The organism is Bartonella sp. MU70NMGDW (assembly GCF_042194085.1).
GTDB classification, from domain to species: domain Bacteria; phylum Pseudomonadota; class Alphaproteobacteria; order Rhizobiales; family Rhizobiaceae; genus Bartonella; species Bartonella grahamii.
Map to the genome: position 1 here is coordinate 22,514 of NZ_JBHIMK010000007.1, position 19,173 is coordinate 41,686.

At 39.0% G+C, this 19,173-nt stretch carries 17 protein-coding genes and 1 pseudogene; 8 read left to right on the top strand and 10 right to left on the bottom strand.

Going from position 1 to position 19,173, the window contains the following annotated elements; translation table 11 throughout:
* Positions 1 to 46: 46 nt before the first annotated feature.
* The 3 genes from cobT to ACFIKE_RS01480 form a co-directional block, all read right to left on the bottom strand.
* Positions 47 to 1,942 (bottom strand): cobaltochelatase subunit CobT, encoded by a 1,896-nt coding sequence (gene cobT / locus ACFIKE_RS01470; RefSeq protein ID WP_375648232.1) that lies wholly within the window; start codon positions 1,940 to 1,942, stop codon positions 47 to 49.
* A gap of 14 nt (positions 1,943 to 1,956) precedes the next feature.
* Positions 1,957 to 2,937 carry a cobaltochelatase subunit CobS gene (gene cobS, locus ACFIKE_RS01475; RefSeq protein ID WP_375648233.1) on the bottom strand — a complete coding sequence of 327 codons (981 nt, stop codon included), beginning with the start codon at positions 2,935 to 2,937 and terminating at the stop codon, positions 1,957 to 1,959.
* A gap of 200 nt (positions 2,938 to 3,137) precedes the next feature.
* Positions 3,138 to 3,758, bottom strand: a complete 621-nt coding sequence (locus tag ACFIKE_RS01480; RefSeq protein ID WP_375626002.1) for a J domain-containing protein — start codon at positions 3,756 to 3,758, stop codon at positions 3,138 to 3,140.
* 125 nt (positions 3,759 to 3,883) lie between these two features.
* On the opposite strand from ACFIKE_RS01480, the gene ACFIKE_RS01485 reads away from it, so the two are divergent.
* Positions 3,884 to 4,156 carry a BolA family transcriptional regulator gene (locus tag ACFIKE_RS01485; RefSeq protein ID WP_015857043.1) on the top strand — a complete coding sequence of 91 codons (273 nt, stop codon included), beginning with the start codon at positions 3,884 to 3,886 and terminating at the stop codon, positions 4,154 to 4,156.
* Positions 4,157 to 4,174: 18 nt separating this feature from the next.
* Here ACFIKE_RS01485 and ACFIKE_RS01490 read toward each other — a convergent pair whose 3' ends face one another.
* Both ACFIKE_RS01490 and ACFIKE_RS01495 read right to left on the bottom strand, forming a co-directional pair.
* Positions 4,175 to 5,143, bottom strand: a complete 969-nt coding sequence (locus ACFIKE_RS01490; protein WP_375648234.1) for a tyrosine recombinase XerC — start codon at positions 5,141 to 5,143, stop codon at positions 4,175 to 4,177.
* A 3-nt stretch (positions 5,144 to 5,146) separates the two neighbouring features.
* A complete protein-coding gene (locus tag ACFIKE_RS01495) occupies positions 5,147 to 5,968 on the bottom strand; it encodes a SapC family protein (protein ID WP_015857041.1) in 822 nt (273 codons plus the stop codon).
* A gap of 132 nt (positions 5,969 to 6,100) precedes the next feature.
* Between ACFIKE_RS01495 and rimM the strand changes: the two genes are divergently transcribed.
* The 7 genes from rimM (at position 6,101) to ACFIKE_RS01530 (ending at position 12,221) form a co-directional block, all read left to right on the top strand.
* Positions 6,101 to 6,658: a ribosome maturation factor RimM gene (gene rimM, locus ACFIKE_RS01500; RefSeq protein ID WP_375625997.1), complete on the top strand. Its 558-nt coding sequence runs from the start codon at positions 6,101 to 6,103 to the stop codon at positions 6,656 to 6,658.
* Between the two features lie 285 nt (positions 6,659 to 6,943).
* Positions 6,944 to 7,642 (top strand): tRNA (guanosine(37)-N1)-methyltransferase TrmD, encoded by a 699-nt coding sequence (trmD, locus tag ACFIKE_RS01505; RefSeq protein WP_375626287.1) that lies wholly within the window; start codon positions 6,944 to 6,946, stop codon positions 7,640 to 7,642.
* Between the two features lie 209 nt (positions 7,643 to 7,851).
* Entirely contained in the window at positions 7,852 to 8,292 is a 441-nt protein-coding gene (gene rplS / locus ACFIKE_RS01510) for a 50S ribosomal protein L19 (protein ID WP_375648235.1), read from the top strand.
* Between the two features lie 476 nt (positions 8,293 to 8,768).
* Positions 8,769 to 9,170 carry a succinate dehydrogenase, cytochrome b556 subunit gene (sdhC, locus tag ACFIKE_RS01515; RefSeq protein ID WP_375625994.1) on the top strand — a complete coding sequence of 134 codons (402 nt, stop codon included), beginning with the start codon at positions 8,769 to 8,771 and terminating at the stop codon, positions 9,168 to 9,170.
* 18 nt (positions 9,171 to 9,188) lie between these two features.
* A complete protein-coding gene (gene sdhD, locus ACFIKE_RS01520) occupies positions 9,189 to 9,575 on the top strand; it encodes a succinate dehydrogenase, hydrophobic membrane anchor protein (protein ID WP_375625992.1) in 387 nt (128 codons plus the stop codon).
* Between the two features lie 6 nt (positions 9,576 to 9,581).
* Complete coding sequence (gene sdhA, locus ACFIKE_RS01525) at positions 9,582 to 11,426, top strand: succinate dehydrogenase flavoprotein subunit (RefSeq protein WP_375625990.1); 1,845 nt, start codon at positions 9,582 to 9,584, stop codon at positions 11,424 to 11,426.
* Positions 11,427 to 11,441: 15 nt separating this feature from the next.
* Positions 11,442 to 12,221, top strand: a complete 780-nt coding sequence (locus ACFIKE_RS01530) for a succinate dehydrogenase iron-sulfur subunit (protein WP_273723297.1) — start codon at positions 11,442 to 11,444, stop codon at positions 12,219 to 12,221.
* A gap of 3,153 nt (positions 12,222 to 15,374) precedes the next feature.
* Here the strand turns inward: ACFIKE_RS01530 and virB11 are convergent.
* The 5 genes and pseudogenes from virB11 to ACFIKE_RS01555 form a co-directional block, all read right to left on the bottom strand.
* Entirely contained in the window at positions 15,375 to 16,436 is a 1,062-nt protein-coding gene (virB11, locus tag ACFIKE_RS01535; protein WP_375648236.1) for a P-type DNA transfer ATPase VirB11, read from the bottom strand.
* Positions 16,411 to 17,568 carry a type IV secretion system protein VirB10 gene (virB10, locus tag ACFIKE_RS01540; protein WP_375625985.1) on the bottom strand — a complete coding sequence of 386 codons (1,158 nt, stop codon included), beginning with the start codon at positions 17,566 to 17,568 and terminating at the stop codon, positions 16,411 to 16,413. The genes virB11 and virB10 overlap by 26 nt, the downstream gene beginning before the upstream one ends.
* Positions 17,568 to 18,374, bottom strand: coding sequence for a P-type conjugative transfer protein VirB9 (virB9, locus tag ACFIKE_RS01545; protein WP_375648237.1), 807 nt, complete (start codon positions 18,372 to 18,374; stop codon positions 17,568 to 17,570). The genes virB10 and virB9 overlap by 1 nt, the downstream gene beginning before the upstream one ends.
* 13 nt (positions 18,375 to 18,387) lie before the next feature.
* Positions 18,388 to 19,089, bottom strand: a complete 702-nt coding sequence (locus tag ACFIKE_RS01550) for a virB8 family protein (RefSeq protein ID WP_375648238.1) — start codon at positions 19,087 to 19,089, stop codon at positions 18,388 to 18,390.
* A pseudogene (locus ACFIKE_RS01555) lies at positions 19,086 to 19,173 on the bottom strand (TrwH protein); the annotation flags it as partial. The pseudogene ACFIKE_RS01555 and the gene ACFIKE_RS01550, both read right to left, overlap by 4 nt.

A 19,173-nucleotide genomic window follows, 5' to 3' on the forward strand; every position in this document is an offset into this window, starting at 1 on the left:
GGAGATAATTTTTTAAGATGTAATTGTTGGCTGTTTCAAGGCAGATTTATTTCTTATGAATATGAGGCTTTTTATCACTAAAAAGTATTTCTAATTGTTTTGTTATGGCGTCGGCGAGTTCTTCAGCATTCATAATTGTTACAGCACGTTGATAATAACGTGTGACGTCATGACCAATTCCAATGGCAATGAGTTCGATGGGGGAGTGTGTTTGGATTTCTTGAATCACTGCGCGTAAGTGTTTTTCTAGATAATTGCTGGAGTTGACCGATAGTGTCGAATCATCAACAGGAGCACCATCAGAAATGACCATGAGGATACGACGTTGTTCACGCCGCGATAAAAGACGTTGATGAGCCCAAATTAAAGCTTCTCCGTCGATATTTTCTTTTAATAATCCTTCTTGCATCATCAAACCTAAATTGCGTCGTGCGCGACGCCATGGGGTATCAGCACTTTTATAGATGATATGGCATAAATCATTGAGGCGTCCAGGATTGTGGGATTTGTTTTGGGTAAGCCATTGTTCTCGCGATTTTCCTCCTTTCCACGTTTTAGTGGTAAAACCTAAAATTTCAACTTTGACAGCACAACGTTCAAGAGTTTGTGCCAAAATATCAGCACAGCTTGCGGCAACGCTAATGGGGCGTCCGCGCATTGAGCCAGAATTATCAATGAGAAGTGAAACAACCGTGTCCCGAAATTTGGTGTTGCTTTCCATTTTAAAAGAAAGGGGTTGCATGGGATCAATAATTAGACGTGGAAGCCGTGCTGTATCAAGATACCCTTCTTCAAGGTCAAAGCTCCAGTTGCGATTTTGTTGCGCCATCAAGCGGCGCTGGAGACGGTTTGCTAAACGTCCAACGATGTTTTGAAGATGATTGATTTGCTTATCAAGATAACGGCGTAAGTGATCTAACTCGTTTTCAGAACAAAAATCTGTTGCTTCCAAAATTTCATCAAATTGACGGGTGAAGATTTTATAATCACCAAGTCTTTCCATTTGTTCCGAATCGGAAAAAAGGCGTTTGGGTCTGCTTGGCTTTTCTTGCCAAGGTTCATTTTTTTGTTCGCCGTCAGCTTGATCATTGTTGTTTGATTGTGTCGCTTGTGTTTTTCCGTCGTCTTGCACATCACTTTCTTGTTCAGTGCTGGTTTGTTCTTCACTTTGAGCGTGTTTTTTGTTTTCACTCTCTTCTTCTGCTTGGGCTTGAGGTTCACATTCGTTTTTTAATTTTTTATTGTTTTCACTGTTAGAAGCTTCAGCTTGTTGCACTGTCATTTTGAGTGTAGCAAGCATTTGGCGAACAATCTGTGCAAAAGTTTGTTGGTTGTAAATATGATGAGTGAGTTCATCGAGTTCTGCTGCTGCTTTTTGTTCGAGTTCTTGACGCCACAATTCTAAGACAGGACCTGCTTCTCTTGGAGCTGTGCGCTTTGTTATTTTTTCACGCAATAAAAGTGCAATCGCTTCTTGGATGGGGGCTTCACTTTGGTTGCTAATCTTATGATAATGGGCTCTTTTGTATTTATCGGCGAGCATGACATCAAGATTTTTTGCAAGCCCCTCCATGGCTAAAGTACCAATTGCTTCAACGCGTGTTTGTTCTAAGGCATCAAAGACAGCACGTGCTTCTGATTCTAGTGGAGCAAATTGCATGTGAATGCGGTTATCATGCCATGCTTTGCGTAGAGCCATGGAATCACCTAATCCGCGGGTAATGGTGATGTCTTTATTCGTTGCGTATTGAGATAATTCTGGTAAACGCGCACAACTTTCGCTTAAAGATGGTCGGTTATGACTAAAGGAAACTTCAAGGTTTTTTGTGCCTGCAATTGCACGCATACAGGTGGAAAGTGCTTTTTTAAACGCTTCAGCATTAAGAGTGTTGTTGGAAGAATCTTTTGCCAGATTTTTGTTGTCGCCAATATCGGTAGCCATGAGTGACAGATTCCTTAAGGCGAAACACCATGAATGAGTGATTCGGGAAGCTCTTGTCCAAAGGCGCGTTGATAAAATTCTGCAACAGTGGCACGTTCGAGTTCATCACATTTATTGAGAAAGGTTAATCGGAAGGCAAAGCCGACATCTTGAAAAATTGTTGTATTTTCTGCCCAAGTAATGACGGTACGTGGACTCATGACAGTTGAAAGATCTCCATTGATAAAAGATTGGCGTACCATATCAGCAACATGAACCATTTGTGAAATTATCTTTTTTCCTTCAGTCGTTTGAAAGGATTTGACCTTTGAACAAATGATATTAACCTCTTTATCATGGGGTAAATAATTGAGTATTGTAACAATAGACCAACGGTCCATTTGAGCTTGATTGATCTGTTGGGTACCATGATAGAGACCGGTTGTATCACCAAGACCAATGGTGTTTGCTGTTGCAAAAAGACGAAAGGCTGGATGTGGAGAGATGACACGGCTTTGATCAAGTAAGCTTAATTTTCCAGAGGTTTCAAGAACGCGTTGGATGACAAACATAACATCGGGACGCCCCGCGTCATATTCGTCGAAAACAAGAGCAATATTATTTTGATAAGCCCATGGCAAAATGCCTTCTTTAAATTCAGTGATTTGTAAGCCATCTTTTAAAACGATAGCGTCTTTTCCTACAAGATCGATACGACTTACATGACTATCGAGATTAATTCGGACACAAGGCCAGTTGAGGCGTGCAGCAACTTGTTCAATATGTGTTGATTTCCCTGTACCGTGATAGCCAGAAACCATTACACGACGGTTAAAGGTAAAACCTGCGAGAATCGCTAAAGTTGTTTGCTGATCAAAAAGATAATCAGGATCAATATCAGGGACATGGGGGGTTTTTGTGCTAAAAGCAGGAACTTTCAGATCTGTTTCAATATGAAATAGATCGCGAGCAAAAAGTGTAATATCGGGCAAATTTTCAACGGTAAGATTTGTCATTGTGTTTCTGGAAGGGAGAGGACGCTATTTATTCATTAGAAACGATACAAGAGTTAGAGTATTTATGCAATGCTCTATAATGAGAGCCTTAGATATTGAAGGAAGATTTTTTGCGTATTCTATAATGTTTTGAAAAAAAATAATATCTTGCGCAAATAATGGTGGTCTAAATGAAAATAGGCTCATATAAGCGCGTATTTTTAGCACAAACCAGACTTTTTTAGCAAATTATAAGCATGTAAAACATCACGAAAGCGCTCTTCTGAGGCACGATTACCACCATTGGAATCAGGATGGTGCTTTTTTACCAACTCTTTATATTTCATTTTGATGTCTTCTGCTGAAGCGTTTGCCTGTAGTCCCAGTGTATCAAAAGCTTTTGCTTCTAAGGGCTTTAATTTTCGTGAGAAGTTATTGCTTGAATGCCGCTCCGTAAAAAGCGTGAAGGGATCGCGCATGCGATTTTGATAGGCAGCTGTTCCAGAGCGAATCTTTGCATAATTAGCAGCTGTTTTTTTCGTTGTACCATTGCTTAGATCTGTAGGCCATGTCGGACGATGTCCTGTAAGAGCATCCTTTTGAAATTTTGCGATATCTTTATTGCTAAGACCAGAGAAGTAATTAAAATTTTTATTATAGGCGCGTACGTGTTCAATACAAAAATATAAATATTGTCCTTCGTGATTTCGACCTGCTGGTGCTTTATGGGATCCTGTTTTTTCACAACCTTCCCACTGGCACTGTTGCGCTTCTGGCTCAGCTTTTTGTTTTTTATTTGAGCTTATGCGAATTGAATCGAATAATTTAGATGTTATTGTCATATTCTTGGTTTATGCAAAATTGATTAATTTTACAAGAATTGACTTTTGAAAAATTTGTTTTCACACTTAATTTTATTATGAAAAAGGTGTATTTTTGCACGTTCATTTTGTTTGAGGAATGAAAAATGTTTATAGAAACAATAATCAAGAGAAAGCTTCAGGATGCTTTTCATCCGCAAAAGCTTGAAGTGATTAACGAAAGTCATCTTCATGAGGGGCATCCTCATAATGAACATGCTTTTGATGGTAAAGGAGAAACACATTTTCGAGTGAAAATTTTATCTTCTTCTTTTTCCAATATGACACGCGTAGAAATACATCGAGCGATTTATAAAGTTTTACAAGAAGAGTTAGCTACTTGTGTCCATGCTTTGGCACTTGAGGTTGAAACACTCTAATTTTTTGATGAGACGTTTTTAGGAACGGGGATGGGCCTTTTGATAAATTTTTAACAAATGGTCTGTATCGACATGGGTATAGATTTGTGTGGTGGAAAGACTAGCATGCCCAAGAAGTTCTTGAATCGTGCGCAAATCTCCTCCCCGTGATAAAAGATGGGTGGCAAAAGAATGGCGCAGTGTGTGAGGCGTTGCAGTTTCTGGTAAACCAAGACTTGCTCGTAAGTTGCGTACAGTTTTCTGAATAATGGCCGGTTGTAGGGGACCGCCTCGCGCTCCGCGAAATATGGGTTGGTTATCTCTTAAAGGATATGGGCAACATTTGAGATAATTTTGTACAGCTTCGTAAACAATTTTGATGAGAGGAACAAGGCGTGTTTTTCCGCCTTTTCCTGTTATAAATAAACTTGTTTTTTCAGGATCAGAAAATTGTTCTGGTGTGAGACTTAAGGCTTCTGATATTCGCATTCCACAGCCATAGAGAAGCATGAGGACAGCCGCATTACGAGCGCTAATCCAAGGTTCATTTTCTAGCTGGTTTTCTTGTTTGACTATGTGAAGTGCTGATTTGATCGCTAAAGGTTTTGGGAGCGATTTTGGGTGTTTGGGGCTTCGGATAAGTTGAGCCGCAGGGACATTGACGATTCCTTCACGTGATAGGTACTTGAAAAAAGAACGTATGCCTGCCACTCCGCGGCTTAAAGAGCGAGCACTTACATTGTTTGTACGCCGATAAGCAAGATAAGCACGCAAGTCACTGATGCGTAAATGAGTAAGATCTGTAAGGGTTGGTATATGGCTTAAGTGTTGACAGAGAAAAGACAAAAATTGCCGCGTATCACGTTCATAGGCTTGCACTGTTTGTGCCGACATACGACGTGTTTGGATGAGACACTCTAACCAATTTTTCCTTGCGTTTAAAATTGCATGGTCTGCTGGAATGAGAGGAATATTTTTATCTTTTCTCTTGTCGTTTTTGATAGGCATTATCTAGTTGAGAGTTTCTTTCTTTTTAGATTTTTCATCGTTAGAATGACCATTCTTGTTTTGGGGTTGCTCTTCACGATTGATAAGCTGCTTTTCACCTTTGAGAGAGAGTATTTTTAAGAGATTGTGTGTTGACATCAAATGCGCAAAAATTAATCCTAAAAAGCCATTTTTATGAAGTTTGGCAAGTTGGCTTGCTGATAATTTATTCAATTTTTCTTCATCAACAACCCAAAAATGTTCTAACTGCGCTGAGAGACCTTTATCGTTTTTCACATTGATGGATTTTTGGCTTAGAAGATCCATTTCCACAAGAGCATCAATAAACTCAGAGGTTTTTTCCATGGCTATTTTAAAACTTTCAAGAAAACGAATACGTTCTTCCATAAAAGGAGAAATAGAGCCGTCGGAATTAAAAAGTTCTGTTCCTGCAACTTCATTAAACATACCTGACTGTTGATCAAAGCAAACAGAAAGTTCTTTTTCATTGCTAATTTGCGCCAGAACAAAAGGATAGCGACGGACAAAAGCAGGGACATAAGTATTGGTTTTCCAACTTTTATCAGAAGCGATATAGTCATTTTCGTCATTAGAAAGACCGACAAGAGCCGCGGATGTGTAGTGCCGTTTTTTTTGTTCATCTTCGGCGCACATAAATAAAATAGGATAGTCTAGTGCTGCTTGAAAATATTCAGTACTTGCTAAAGGAACCCAGTGAGTATCCTTGGCAAAAGACATATCACTTGGAGGAGCAAATTTTAGATTTTTATGGGAAACTTTGTTGATTGGTGTGATATCTTTGTAAAATAGCATAATATTTGCCATAAGACTTTCTCCTTTATTAATTTGTTTTTTGTTACCAAGAAAGGTCTTTTAGAAGATTGTCTCATATGGCAACAAGATTGAATAGAAAACTATAAGATTGAAGGGTTCATTTTTGAGAGATAATATTTTCGCATGAAGTATAATAAAGAAAAGCTTAAAAATAAAGTCTATCTTGCCATTATTGGTATGCCTCATGGTATAAAAGGAGATGTTTTTGTTAAAATTCTAAGTGCTGAGCCACAGCGTTTCAAGTTTTACAGCACTCTTTATGATGATATGGGGCGTTCTTATGAAATTGTAACTCTTCGCATACAAAAAAATAAGGCGATTGTACGTTTTAAAGGGGTAGAAAATCGTAATGTTGCTGAGTCTTTAAAAGGTATTCGCCTTTATGTGATGCGTGATCAATTAATTGATGATCTGGATGAGGATGAGTTTTATCAAGTTGATTTAATAGGCTTTCGTGTTCAAGACTGTGGGGGAAAAGTCTTGGGGGAAGTGTGTGGTTTCTTTAATTTCGGGGCTGGTGATTTGCTTGAAATACGTTTGAATACGGGTAAAAGAGTTCTTATTCCCTTTAGTAAGGTGGCGGTACCAGAAATTTGTATGGATTCTGGTTTTCTTGTTGTTGATCCCATGGCAGCTGGTTTAAGTGATGGGGGAGACAATGATAAAAAGGAAATAGCTTGAATCTAAAAATAAAGATGAAGGTAAAAAATAACCGATTAATTTCGTCAATAAAAAGTGGAAAGTGTGGAAATATTAAAAATGCACTTTTGAGCAGATATTGTAAGCACTTTATCTCGAGACAGTCCTGAATTTTTAGAGTCTTTTTTTAGTGGAAATGTTTAGAAGGATTGTATTGAATATGGCGCATATCAAGGAGATTCAATTTAACGTTATAGCGTTAAATATCTTGTTTGTGCTATTTTTGCTATTAAGAGTCTGTTTAAGAAAATAAGGATGAGAAATAAAATGAAGTTTCAGGCGCGCGTTTTAACCCTTTATCCTGAAATGTTTCCTGGTTTTTTAGGGTATTCTTTAGCAGGGCAAGCTTTAGAGCGCGGAATTTGGTCACTGGAGACAGTACAGATTAGGGATTTTGCTATGGATAAACACCATAGCGTTGATGATACACCTGCTGGTGGGGGGGCTGGTATGGTAATGCGGGCGGATGTATTGGCGGCTGCTCTTGACTGTTGTCCACAGGATTCGCCAAGATTGTTGATGAGTCCACGTGGGCGCCCTTTTGACCAAGCTTACGCGCATAGCTTGGCTCGTGATACGGGTGTAACATTAGTTTGTGGACGTTTTGAAGGGGTTGATGAGCGAGTCATAGAAGCACGAGAATTAGAAGAAGTCTCTATTGGTGATTATATTCTTTCAGGGGGTGAAACAGCCGCATTGGTTATCTTAGATGCTGTTATACGTCTTCTTCCTGGAGTGATGGGGAATGCAGCTTCTGCAAAGTGTGAAAGTTTTGAAAATGGCTTACTGGAACATCCGCAATATACACGTCCTTCTCTTTTCGAAGGGCGGGGTATCCCGCCTGTGTTGCTCTCAGGTCATCACAAAGCGATCGCAGATTGGCGTCAAAGGCAAGCCGAATTGTTAACACGTCAACGTCGCCCTGATCTTTATGCGCGTTATGATAAAAATCATCAGAAAACTTGATTCATATGATAAGGTGGTGTATTGCATGGCTCTCTTTTTAGAGAGTTTTTTATAAAAGGTTTTCTGTAGTTCCAAAATTAAAATGAAGGAATGGTGTATTCGCTCCTGTGTAAGGCATAGCCTAAAGAGCTTCTTATTCTTAATAAAGGCTTTTTTGGTAAGAGTTGAGCGCTCTGACTGTTCGATAAAGAACATGAAGGATAAAAGAAATGAATATTATCGCACAACTTGAAGCTGAACAATGTGCAAAAATTGAAGAAAAGCGACAATTTCCAGCCTTTCAGCCAGGAGATACAGTCCGTGTCATGGTGCGTGTGACGGAAGGTACGCGAACGCGTGTTCAGGCTTACGAAGGTGTTTGTATTGCGCGTTCCGGCGGTGGGTTGAATGAGACCTTTACAGTACGCAAGATTTCTTATGGTGAAGGGGTGGAACGGGTATTTCCTGTTTATTCTCCGTTGATCGAAGGTGTTGAGCTGGTGCGCCGTGGTAAAGTGCGCCGTGCAAAACTCTATTATCTTCGTGGTTTGAGAGGTAAAGCTGCGCGTATCGCTGAAAAGAGAGATTATCGGAAAAAAGCTGAAAAGGTTGTTGAGAAAGTAGAAGCAGCAGCTGTAAGCATAGATGTTGAAAAGCAAGTTGCTGAGTAGAGATTATATCGGCTAAACTTTATGCAAAAGCGGCTTTTATGCCGCTTATTTGTGTCTTTCGTGATTCGTTTTGTCTTTTAAAAGGCTTGGAGGAGACATAAAAATGTTTAATCTATCAATTTTTGCCTCTTTTTATTCTTAATCATGGGGTCAATTTAAGATATCATTGCATATATCGTGGATCCTCAAAAAGATAAGTTTAATCTGGAAAAATTCCTATTTTATATTTGAGAAAAGATGTTAGACCTTTGACGTGAAGATAAAATTGTATTAGATTAAAGCAAGTTTTGCGGATCATATCCGTGGAGTAATCGGTTTTTTTATGCGTGACCTTTAATCCGTTATTTGAGACAACCGACCTGTAGTATCGGTATCTTGAGATGCCAAACAAGTAAAAACGAGATAATATATTTAGTCGTTTTATGCGGTTTTTCTCGTTCATTGCGGTTGCAGTAAAAACCAGGTCAGGATATTTTATGACAGAGACAACTAGGATAAAAGAGCGCCCTCGTTCCCCTCATATAAGTATTTATCGTTGGACAATTACTATGGCTATGTCCATTGCACACCGCATTACGGGTATGGTACTTTATGTTGGAATGGTCTTTCTTGCTGTTTGGTTAATTGCTATTGCGTGTGGGGAAGAGGCATTCAGAACGGTTCACGAGATTTATAGTTCTTGGTTTGGATTGTGTATCTTGTTTCTTTATACTTTGGCAGGGGTTCATCACATGGTTGGTGGTGTTCGCCACATTGTTTGGGATCTGAAGCCTTGCCTTTTGGCAAAAGAAAAGGCAACAGTCACTGCTTGGGCGACAGTGTTTATTTCTCTTATTGTTACTTTTGCGATTTGGATTATTGGATATACCGTTGTTTAGCTGGGGGTGAAAAGAGATATGAAAAAAGATTTTCGAACGGAACTTGGGAAAGTACGGGGGCGTGGCAGTGCTCATGAAGGAACAGAGCATTTTTGGCTAGAACGTTTGACAGGGTTTATCAATCTACCACTTTTGATATTTTTTATTGTTCTTATTCTTTCGCTTGTGGGAAAGGACTATAGCATTGTGCGTGCAAGACTTGCACATCCTATTGTTGCTATTTTGATGGGATTGATGACTTTTTCGGTCCTTTATTATATGAAACTTGGTATGCAGGTGGTGATTGAAGATTATATTCCACGTGAAGGTTTCCGGATATTCTTTTTGACGTTAAATATTTCATTTTGTTTTCTCATAGGTGGTATCATTATTTTTTCTCTTTTGAAAATTGCATTAGGGGGTTAAACAAGTATGGCGGGTACAGGATCATCTCTGGGCGCTAAAGCAGGTAACGCCCCTTATCGCACTGTAGATCATAAATTTGATGTTGTTGTTGTTGGGGCAGGTGGTGCAGGATTACGTGCAACGCTTGGTATGGCGGAACAAGGATTAAAGACAGCTTGTATCACGAAGGTTTTTCCAACTCGCTCGCACACGGTTGCAGCACAAGGGGGGATTGCTGCATCGCTTTCAAATATGGGACCTGACAATTGGCAGTGGCATTTATATGATACCGTGAAAGGTTCTGATTGGTTGGGTGATACCGATGCAATGGAGTATTTGGTGCGTAATGCACCTGCTGCTGTCTACGAATTAGAACATTATGGCGTTCCTTTTTCGCGGACGCAAGAAGGCAAAATTTATCAACGTCCTTTTGGTGGACATACGACACAATTTGGTGAAGGTCCACCTGTTCAGCGTACTTGTGCAGCAGCTGATCGTACAGGCCATGCCATTTTGCATACGCTTTATGGACAAAGCTTAAAGCATAATGCGCAATTTTTTATTGAATATTTTGCACTCGATCTCATCATGACGGATGGGGTTTGTACGGGGGTTGTGGCATGGAATCTCGATGATGGTACAATACATCGTTTTTCTGCCAAAATGGTTGTTCTTGCAACTGGTGGTTATGGACGAGCTTATTTTTCCGCGACATCGGCGCATACCTGTACGGGTGATGGTGGTGGAATGATCGCACGTGCTGGATTGCCACTTCAGGATATGGAGTTTGTACAATTTCATCCTACAGGGATTTACGGTTCTGGCTGCTTAATTACAGAAGGAGCTCGTGGTGAAGGAGGCTATTTAATCAATTCTGAAGGTGAACGCTTTATGGAGCGCTATGCACCCTCCTTTAAGGATTTGGCTTCACGTGACTTGGTTTCGCGTTGTATCACACTTGAAATTCGTGAAGGACGTGGCGTTGGACCTAAGAAGGACCATATTCATTTGGTTCTCAATCATATTGATCCTGCAATCTTGCACGAACGTTTACCGGGAATTTCGGAATCAGCACGGATTTTTGCAGGTGTGGATGTAACAAAAGAGCCTATCCCCATCTTGCCAACGGTTCATTATAATATGGGCGGGATTCCTACCAATTACTACGGGGAAGTTCTCAACCCAACGGCTGATTCGCCTGATCGTATTCAACCAGGGCTGATGGCGGTAGGAGAAGCAGGATGTGCTTCTGTTCATGGAGCTAATCGCTTGGGGTCAAATTCATTAATTGATCTGGTGGTGTTTGGTCGTGCTGCTGCCATTCGCGCGGGTGAAGTTATTGATCGGAATGCAGAAATTCCACCCATCAATGAAGAAGCTGTTGACGAAATTATAGGGCGTTTTGATCGTTTACGTTTTGCACAAGGGGCGATACCGACAGCTCTATTGCGTGAAAAAATGCAACGCACGATGCAAGAAGATGCGGCAGTGTTCCGTACAGAAGATTCTTTGCAACAAGGATGTCAACGGATGAATAAAATCTGGGGGGAATTGTCTGACCTCAAAGTCACAGATCGTTCTCTGATATGGAATTCTGATTTGGTTGAAACATTAGAGCTTGAAAATCTCATGGCGAATGCAATCACGACTGTTCATTCTGCACAAGCCCGTTTAGAAAGTCGTGGCGCTCATGCTCGTGAAGATTATCCAGAGCGTGATGATAAAAACTGGCGTAAACATACGCTTTCACATTTGTCAAAAGAGGGTAAGGTGACGTTATCATATCGACCTGTCCATGTAGACCCGTTAACATCTGAAGCTGATGGTGGGATCGATTTAAAGCGCATTGCACCTAAAAAACGGGTTTATTAAGGGGAGACACGAATTATGGTACAAATTAAGCTTCCCAAAAACTCTCAAGTAAAACCGGGGAAGGTTTGGCCTAAACCTGAAGGTGCGACAAAACTGACAGAATTTCATGTTTACCGTTGGTCGCCTGATGATGAGAATAATCCTCGTCTGGATACTTATTATGTGGATCGTTCTGCTTGTGGTCCAATGATTCTTGATGGGCTTTTGTTTATTAAAAACCATATTGATCCAACTTTGACACTTCGTCGATCTTGCCGTGAAGGCATCTGTGGTTCATGTGCGATGAATATTGATGGAACCAATACATTGGCTTGTACCAAAGGAATGGATGATGTAAAACACCCCATTAAAGTCTATCCTTTGCCTTCCATGCCTGTTGTTAAAGACTTGGTTCCTGACTTGAAGCGCTTTTATGCGCAACATCGAGTCATTGAGCCTTGGTTGCAAACAGTTTCTCCTGAACCTGCAAAAGAATGGTTACAAAGTCACTCCGATCGCCAAAAAATCGATGGCCTTTATGAGTGTATTTTGTGTGCGTGTTGTCAGACTTCATGTCCAAGTTATTGGTGGAACGGTGATCGTTATTTGGGCCCCGCTGTTTTGCTTCAAGCTTATCGCTGGATTGCGGATTCACGTGATGAGATGTGTGGTGAACGTCTTGATAATTTAGAAGATCCTTTCCGCCTTTATCGGTGCCATACGATTATGAATTGTGCGCAAACTTGTCCAAAGGGATTAAATCCAGCGAAAGCGATTGCTGAAATTAAAAAACTCATGGTTGAACGCCGCCTTTGAAAATTTACTGATTGATGAAAATAAAGCGCAAGGTAGAAAATTGTATCTCCTTTTAGCAATTAAATCTCTAAAAGAAGATTGGCTGCTTATGGGGGCGCAGTAGCTATAATCATTCTAAAAGCGCAGTAATCTCTAAAAACTAACCAATCCTTGTAGGAGCAATCCTTGCAATGGCTGAGCAGAAAACTCATAGTTGAATATTACTTTGAAAATTGACCGATTAACGAACAGTAAAAAGAAAAATAGAAAATTGTGCGTGTTTTTCGTGCTTCTCGAAACTTAATCTCTAAAAATTTATTGGCTTCTATGAGGCGGTTAGCATAGTTATTATCACCTTTAATAAAGGCATTAGCCTTTCGGGTAGACGATACTTTAAATAGCGTTCTATATAAAAATAATAAAATCAATATGCCATGTGTTTTTATTTTTATTAAATTCGTATCAGAATTTGCACTTTAATGCAGATTCAATTAATCATTTTTTATAAAAAAGATAACTCTGTATAAATAGAGCACAAAAAATAAATGCTGATACAAATATTATAACGCATGTAAATTATTCAAATGAAATACAAAGGAGTAGTCATTATGACAGTTCGTCATTTTACGATACGTTTATTATAATATCGAAAACATTGCTAATATTCAGGGATTAGGAATTTTTGATAACATCATTATATATTTAAAGGTCATATTTTTTCTTTTAAAGATTGGATTGTTAATCGCATTAAAAAACAAAATTTATAGTTCTCAAAATGGAGAACGAAAAATCCCTATCTATTGTAGAGATAGAGCATACAGTTAAAGGGGCAGTAATTTAAAACTATTGTAACATCATAGATTTAAATTCATTAAAGAGCAGATAAGACGTTTTAAAAAATATCAAATTTATAGTTTTTTCTAAAAATTTAGAAAACGGTAGTGAGAATTCTAAGAACACGTGTTGCGAATGTAGAATAAGGGATGTTTATAGGTTAGTTTGAGTTGAATGAATTCAATCATCAAAGCAAATATGTTATATTTTGACGAGTTTCGGAGGTTTTGATTTTATATGTTTTTATCTATAAAAACATAGAGATTTCTAGGTTTAGATCTTATTTATTATGTTTTGGTATTTATTCTGTTGTGCCATAAAACACTATCGTATTTAGGATGTGGTAATTAAAGTGGTTTGAAATCTGCTAGGCGAAGGGGCGGATTGTTTGCATATTAGTTTGTGTGTTAAGAGGCTTCGTCCTTTGAGGTGTGATAGGTGGAGTCTGTTAGCCAATTACGTAAACGAGAGCGAAATCTACGTGGACAGGTTTTTAGTCTAATCTCTCTTATATATTGTGATAGGAAATTCACCTTAATAAGGACCATGACCGGTTACAGAAAAAAGAAATCATTGCGAAAAAACAAGCGTGTTTGTTTTAAAATTTTTAATGCTTCTGATCATAAGGGCACGCGAAATCTCCTGTAGTATCACGCAGACCTTTCATATTCTCGAGCCAAGAATTGTCTATATATCCTCTTCAATCTGATCTTCACGAATTGATGTAAGAGATGGGTACGAGCACCTGTAAGAATAAGCAGACGCAAAGCCAGTTGTATCATTATTTTTGCTTTGCAGAGTGCTTGATAAAAATCTAGAACATTTCTCCAATTCATTGTCGGTTTATTAATGACTTTATGGCGTTGTTTCTCTAAAAGAGCTTTTGCTGTTGCAGCTTTTACCTATCAGATGGGAGTTAAGAGTATTACTTATCTCTCTGTTGGCATAATCTCTGAAACCGGTATACAGTCTCCTAATTTTGGGGGAATATGAAGCTGTAAAGGTGTAAACCAGTTTCCATTTTAGTTCAGTTTTATGACTTTCAAAAGCGTCTAGAGTAATGTCTTTTAAATAATAGAGATTACGCATTGCTTCACGCTTTTGTTTCTCTCGTTCTTTAAAAAGATCACAAATAAGATCACAACCCTTATGCAAAACAGAACGCCCCAAACCAAATACACTTGGCTTGTCAATTTATGCGCTTGTTTTGAAAAAACCTTTCTTTAAGGTTCCCAAGCTCATTTTGCGACAGTGCTTGTAGATGGTATAATGGTAAAGTCCCGATGAACAATATACAATTTATAGAGTATCTCTATATATCCACACTTCATAAAAGAACAAGCTGGGCGCTGTTATACACTTTGCTAACTCCCAATGTTGCGACAGTTTTTGGCGTTTGCGACGGTTTATAAGAGGCATTTTTAGTTCTTTTTTATACAGTTTCATTCTATACGGCTTTATTTACTTGTAATGTGCAAGAGACATAAAATGAGAGAATCTTACGGTACTAAGATCTTTTATCCAACATGCAAAACAATGAACACTCTTTATAAATTAATGTGATGCATCTTAAGAAGTGGGATTTTAGATCTGTGCTTTTAGGAGTTTTTGTTTTTTGAGGCGCAGAAAAGAGAACAGGAATATTCAGAGTAGAGCTTACCTTGTGTAATCTATGGATATCGTCTTTAGGATGGGGATATAAACCACGTGATATGGTTAGCAAAGCTTGTTTAAGAGAAACTTGATTGTTTACGAACAGCTGGAGGTTAAAAATCTTTCTTCGTCCGAAGAAGATGTTGATATGCAACTATACTTTTTATTACCAAATAGAATGTGGTTTATAGATGCTAAATCGAAATGATAGTTTATTTCGTATAAGCTTTTCCGTATCTGGAGATTTTTTGGTTAAAAAACATATTTATTAATCACTTGAAAATAGCACTTAGAATTTTTAAACGATAAGTTTTGGTCTTGATGACGATCATTATTTGTGATGATCGAAGTATCTATTTTACGAAGCTTTCATTGATAGGCGAATCAAAATTTATTCTTTTCTTTTGTTGAAATATTTATTTCGCAGCTATTTTTTTTGCATCAAACATACTTTTTCAAAAGATAAATGGAAAAAATGATCAAAGGTAAGAGAATAGAGAGAGCCTTATGTATATTTGGTTTTCTTGTAAAGTTGTTGTCTATTAACTTTTTTCTTCTTTTATTCATGAAGAGTGTAGAAAATCCATTGGAGAAGCAAAGAGAATAGGAAGAGTTAAATAAATAGCCGTAACAATTAGTTACGGCTATTTTTTGTTTGCATCATATTATCGAGAGAGGAAGCTCCCCTTAAGCGATTTTTGATTTAGCAAAAATAGGGTCGTAAAAGACTTCAGAGAGTTTTCTATCTTTAAAAAACAACACGACGTCAACTGTTGTATAGAGAACGATTTTTATCATTTCTAACTCGAGTTGCCGACCAACTTCTGATCTTTTAATCAAAGTGGCACATCGTTCAAATGTCTGCAAAGCGCTGTTGGCATGCGTCGTTGTAATCGATCCGGGATGACCCGTGTTTAGTGAATTGAGATATTCCCACGCTTCATTACCTCGCAATTCAGCGAGAAAAATTCGGTCGGGCGACTGACGCATACACGCATCTAGGCATTCTTCAGCTGAAACACGGCCTACATTGTTACCATAAATCATATGTACATGATTGGGATGATTGGGTAGAAAAAGCTCATGAACATCTTCAATTGTGATAATACGCTCCTCTACAGGGACCTTTTCAATTAAAGAGCGAGCAAATGTTGTTTTACCAGATCCTGTCTTGCCTGCAATAATAATGTTGCGTTTATGAAGGACGCATTCTTGTAAAAATTCAAGAATTTTTCCATCACGTTTATGTTGCAAGAGTTCAACTTCAAATGGTTCCAACCTTGTGAAGTCCTGCTTCGATAACAAGTCATTTGCTTCTTTTTTTGAAGGTTTGTTAAAACTTACATCAGAGAAATCATCAAATGCACCTTCTTCTTTGAGTTCTTCTAACGTCTTAACTATAAGAGAATGTTTACGAATCACAAAGGAAAGAGCACCATCAACGACAGCTGGCGTTTGTATAATTGTACCACGTTGTCCACCAGGCAATAGCACATAATTAATACTTCTGGGAGCCATACCGTTATAAACGATAATAGCTGTAATGAGCGTTTGCAAAAAATTGGTTGTTAACTCTGGTACGCTATGTACTTGCCAACCCTTTAAGCTTTTCGTCCATACTTCACAGGGGCGGCAAATCGATAATTCAGTGATCGTGGGATCTTCTAAGAAACAATCAAGCGGTTGTAGAAGCTGAAAAACTGCTTGATCTTTCTGTATTGGGTTAACGTGTGACAAGACTGTAGACATCGCTGAAATCCAGATCACGAGCAACAAAAATATTTACTCGTTCGCCTTGGTTTTTGTAAAGTGTTGGTGTGATATTGATGGAATTTTGAAGGACATCGATTGCTATAGATTCAGCATTCTGATTACCTTTATTTTGTGAGTTCTCTTTATTTTCTTTGCTGATTTTACTAACTTTTCCTTTTACCCATTCTCCTAAATCACCGATAATGCTTACCATAATTGCACTACCAAATCTCTCCCAAAAGCGTCTGTCAACCCAGCCACCAATACCCGCTTCACCCAGAGGACCTGTGCCAGGTGAGTCAAGATTGACAACAACACCAGAAGGTGTTTCGATGCGTGACCATTGCACAAACACACGCGTTTGTCCTTGTTGTATGCCACTTTGGTAAAAACCAACGACTTTAGAACCACGGTCAAGCAAAACAACACGACCACTTGTGGAATAAATATCGCGTGTTAAATGACATGTCGTCATTCCGGGTTGTGATGTAATGATCTTTGTTTCTAACGTGCAATCTATTTGTGTTCCTTGCGTAATCAAAAAGTCACGGTTACGAAGTTGCGCCGCATGTGATTGACCTAAACGCACGGGCTGAAGGTTATCAAATAATCCGCCACTACCTCGATCATTATTCGATGCTTTACTATTTGTATCTGTAGATCCTTCGCTACCACCGCTGTTAAGGCTAGAACTGAGCATACGTTTGCGTGCTAATTCTTCAGAATCTTGGAGCATGTGTGGAGGAATGGCTGTTTGAAGAAGCTTACTCAAGGCCGGTGGAATATCTAGGTTTGAATCTTCAATTTGTGCTGGTTTTTCTGCTTCTTCTACAATCTTTGGCTCTTCTATAATCCGAGGGACGTAGTTTGGTATAATTTGCTGTACTATTTGTTGTGGGTTTTCTTCCTCAACTTCCACGGTATTACGCATTTTAAAAGCTTTCCAAGTCAAGGCAATCGGTATCGTTACTATGACAATAAGTCCTACCACTAACAATGCACGGGTACCTGGAATTGTCGGACGACGTTCAGAACCTAGTTCCGATCCTCCATAAGTACCTTCAATATGTTTTTGCTCGACGTTGTCCAGTTTTGTACCTTTTCCCTCTCCTTCCTTATTGTCAAACATCATTTTCCTCCTTTATTGATACGATAAACCACCGAAGATACTGTCCCTGTTGTGTTTGGTACGCCATTGGGGTCATAGGCTTCATTAAAAACAGCTAGAGCGCGTTTACCAAGCCGTATGAGCCATTTAGGATTGACCTTATGGACGGCGATAATATCATTAGAACTGCCGATAACGGTGCGTGGTATTAAGCTTTCATTGCCTTCAGCATCTACGACATAAATCGATGGCATATCTATGTTAGCGGGAAATTTGAAGTAAGTAATACGCCCATTGTCCCAAGCATTTATCGGAGCAATATCTTGGTGACCGCTCATGGTGTAACTGAGATTATAGCCATTGACGCTTTGGTGAAAACCACGTTCAATCGCAAGGCGCCGGTTGTTTTCTTCTGACTTTTCATCATTTGAATCGGGATAATGGAAAGCTAATTCATATGTTGATCCTGCACGGTCATTTCGAAATTGTAGTCGGAATTTGTAACTCCGTTTGTCAGTTACAACGATGAGATTGGTATTAGCAAGTTCTGCTTTTGGTTTAATAAAAATATGCCGCCCTTTATGAGCAAAGGCATAGGCTTCAGAATCGCCAAAGGCATGAGTGATATACTGTTCACCTTCTTCAAGAATAATATGTGTTGCCACACCAAGAACTGTTTCAATTTGAACCACATCAGCTTCGTTATATGTTATATAGCGAATGCGGTGGTCATATTGTGAATTTGATGGACTTTTGAGCGCCTGCACAGGTACTGTATAAAGAGAAGAAAACGAAGACAATAGAACAATGAACGCAAGTTTTTTCATAACAATCAATTCCTTAATCATTTAACAGTATTTCTGGGTCAGAACGGTAACTTGTTATTTGAAAACCAAGGGGGTTAAGCAATCGATCAGATGATTTCATGGGTGCACCGACATAGGTGTAACCAATTGTCGCAATCTGGTGCTGTTTTGGTCCGGTAGTAGCACCGCTGCTGTCAAGCTGCTGAGTCGTAAAACGTACGGTTGCTTGACCTAGTCCATTAAGCTGGATTGATCGTACTTTGACTGTGATACGTGCTTTATTGGAAAGCACTTTATCCCGTGCATTTTCTCCATCATAGATTTTATAATATTCTTGTTGAACAGATGCTGCACTTAAAAGTGCTGTTGTGTCATAGTTCAGTTGAATGGTATCGTAGTCGTAATTTTCACGGTTAAGCACATATTGGTTTAGCCAATATCTATCTACAACTTCACCATAGCTGGTCTCGTGTTCACGCATGACTGAAATAACATCAACCGCACCCGTCGTGTTATCAACGCGCAATACTAAGGGAGTTGGAGCTGGTTGAGAAAACCCAACGACTCCACATATCATACCGAACAAGCCAAAAAGACCAACAGTACTCGCTACACGCCATGCCGTTCTGCGCGACCTTATAAATTCATTTATAAGATCACGTTCTAAGCCACGGCTTTCTTCATAATAACTGCTAAGTTTTTCGGCTTTCACTGGTTTTACTTGTTTTGTTTTCATCTGTCTCCTCGCTTGATTTCGGCAGGGATTGTTTTATTAATAGGCACACGGTTTCTATCATTGGGCTGTTTTAGCTTTGGTGCT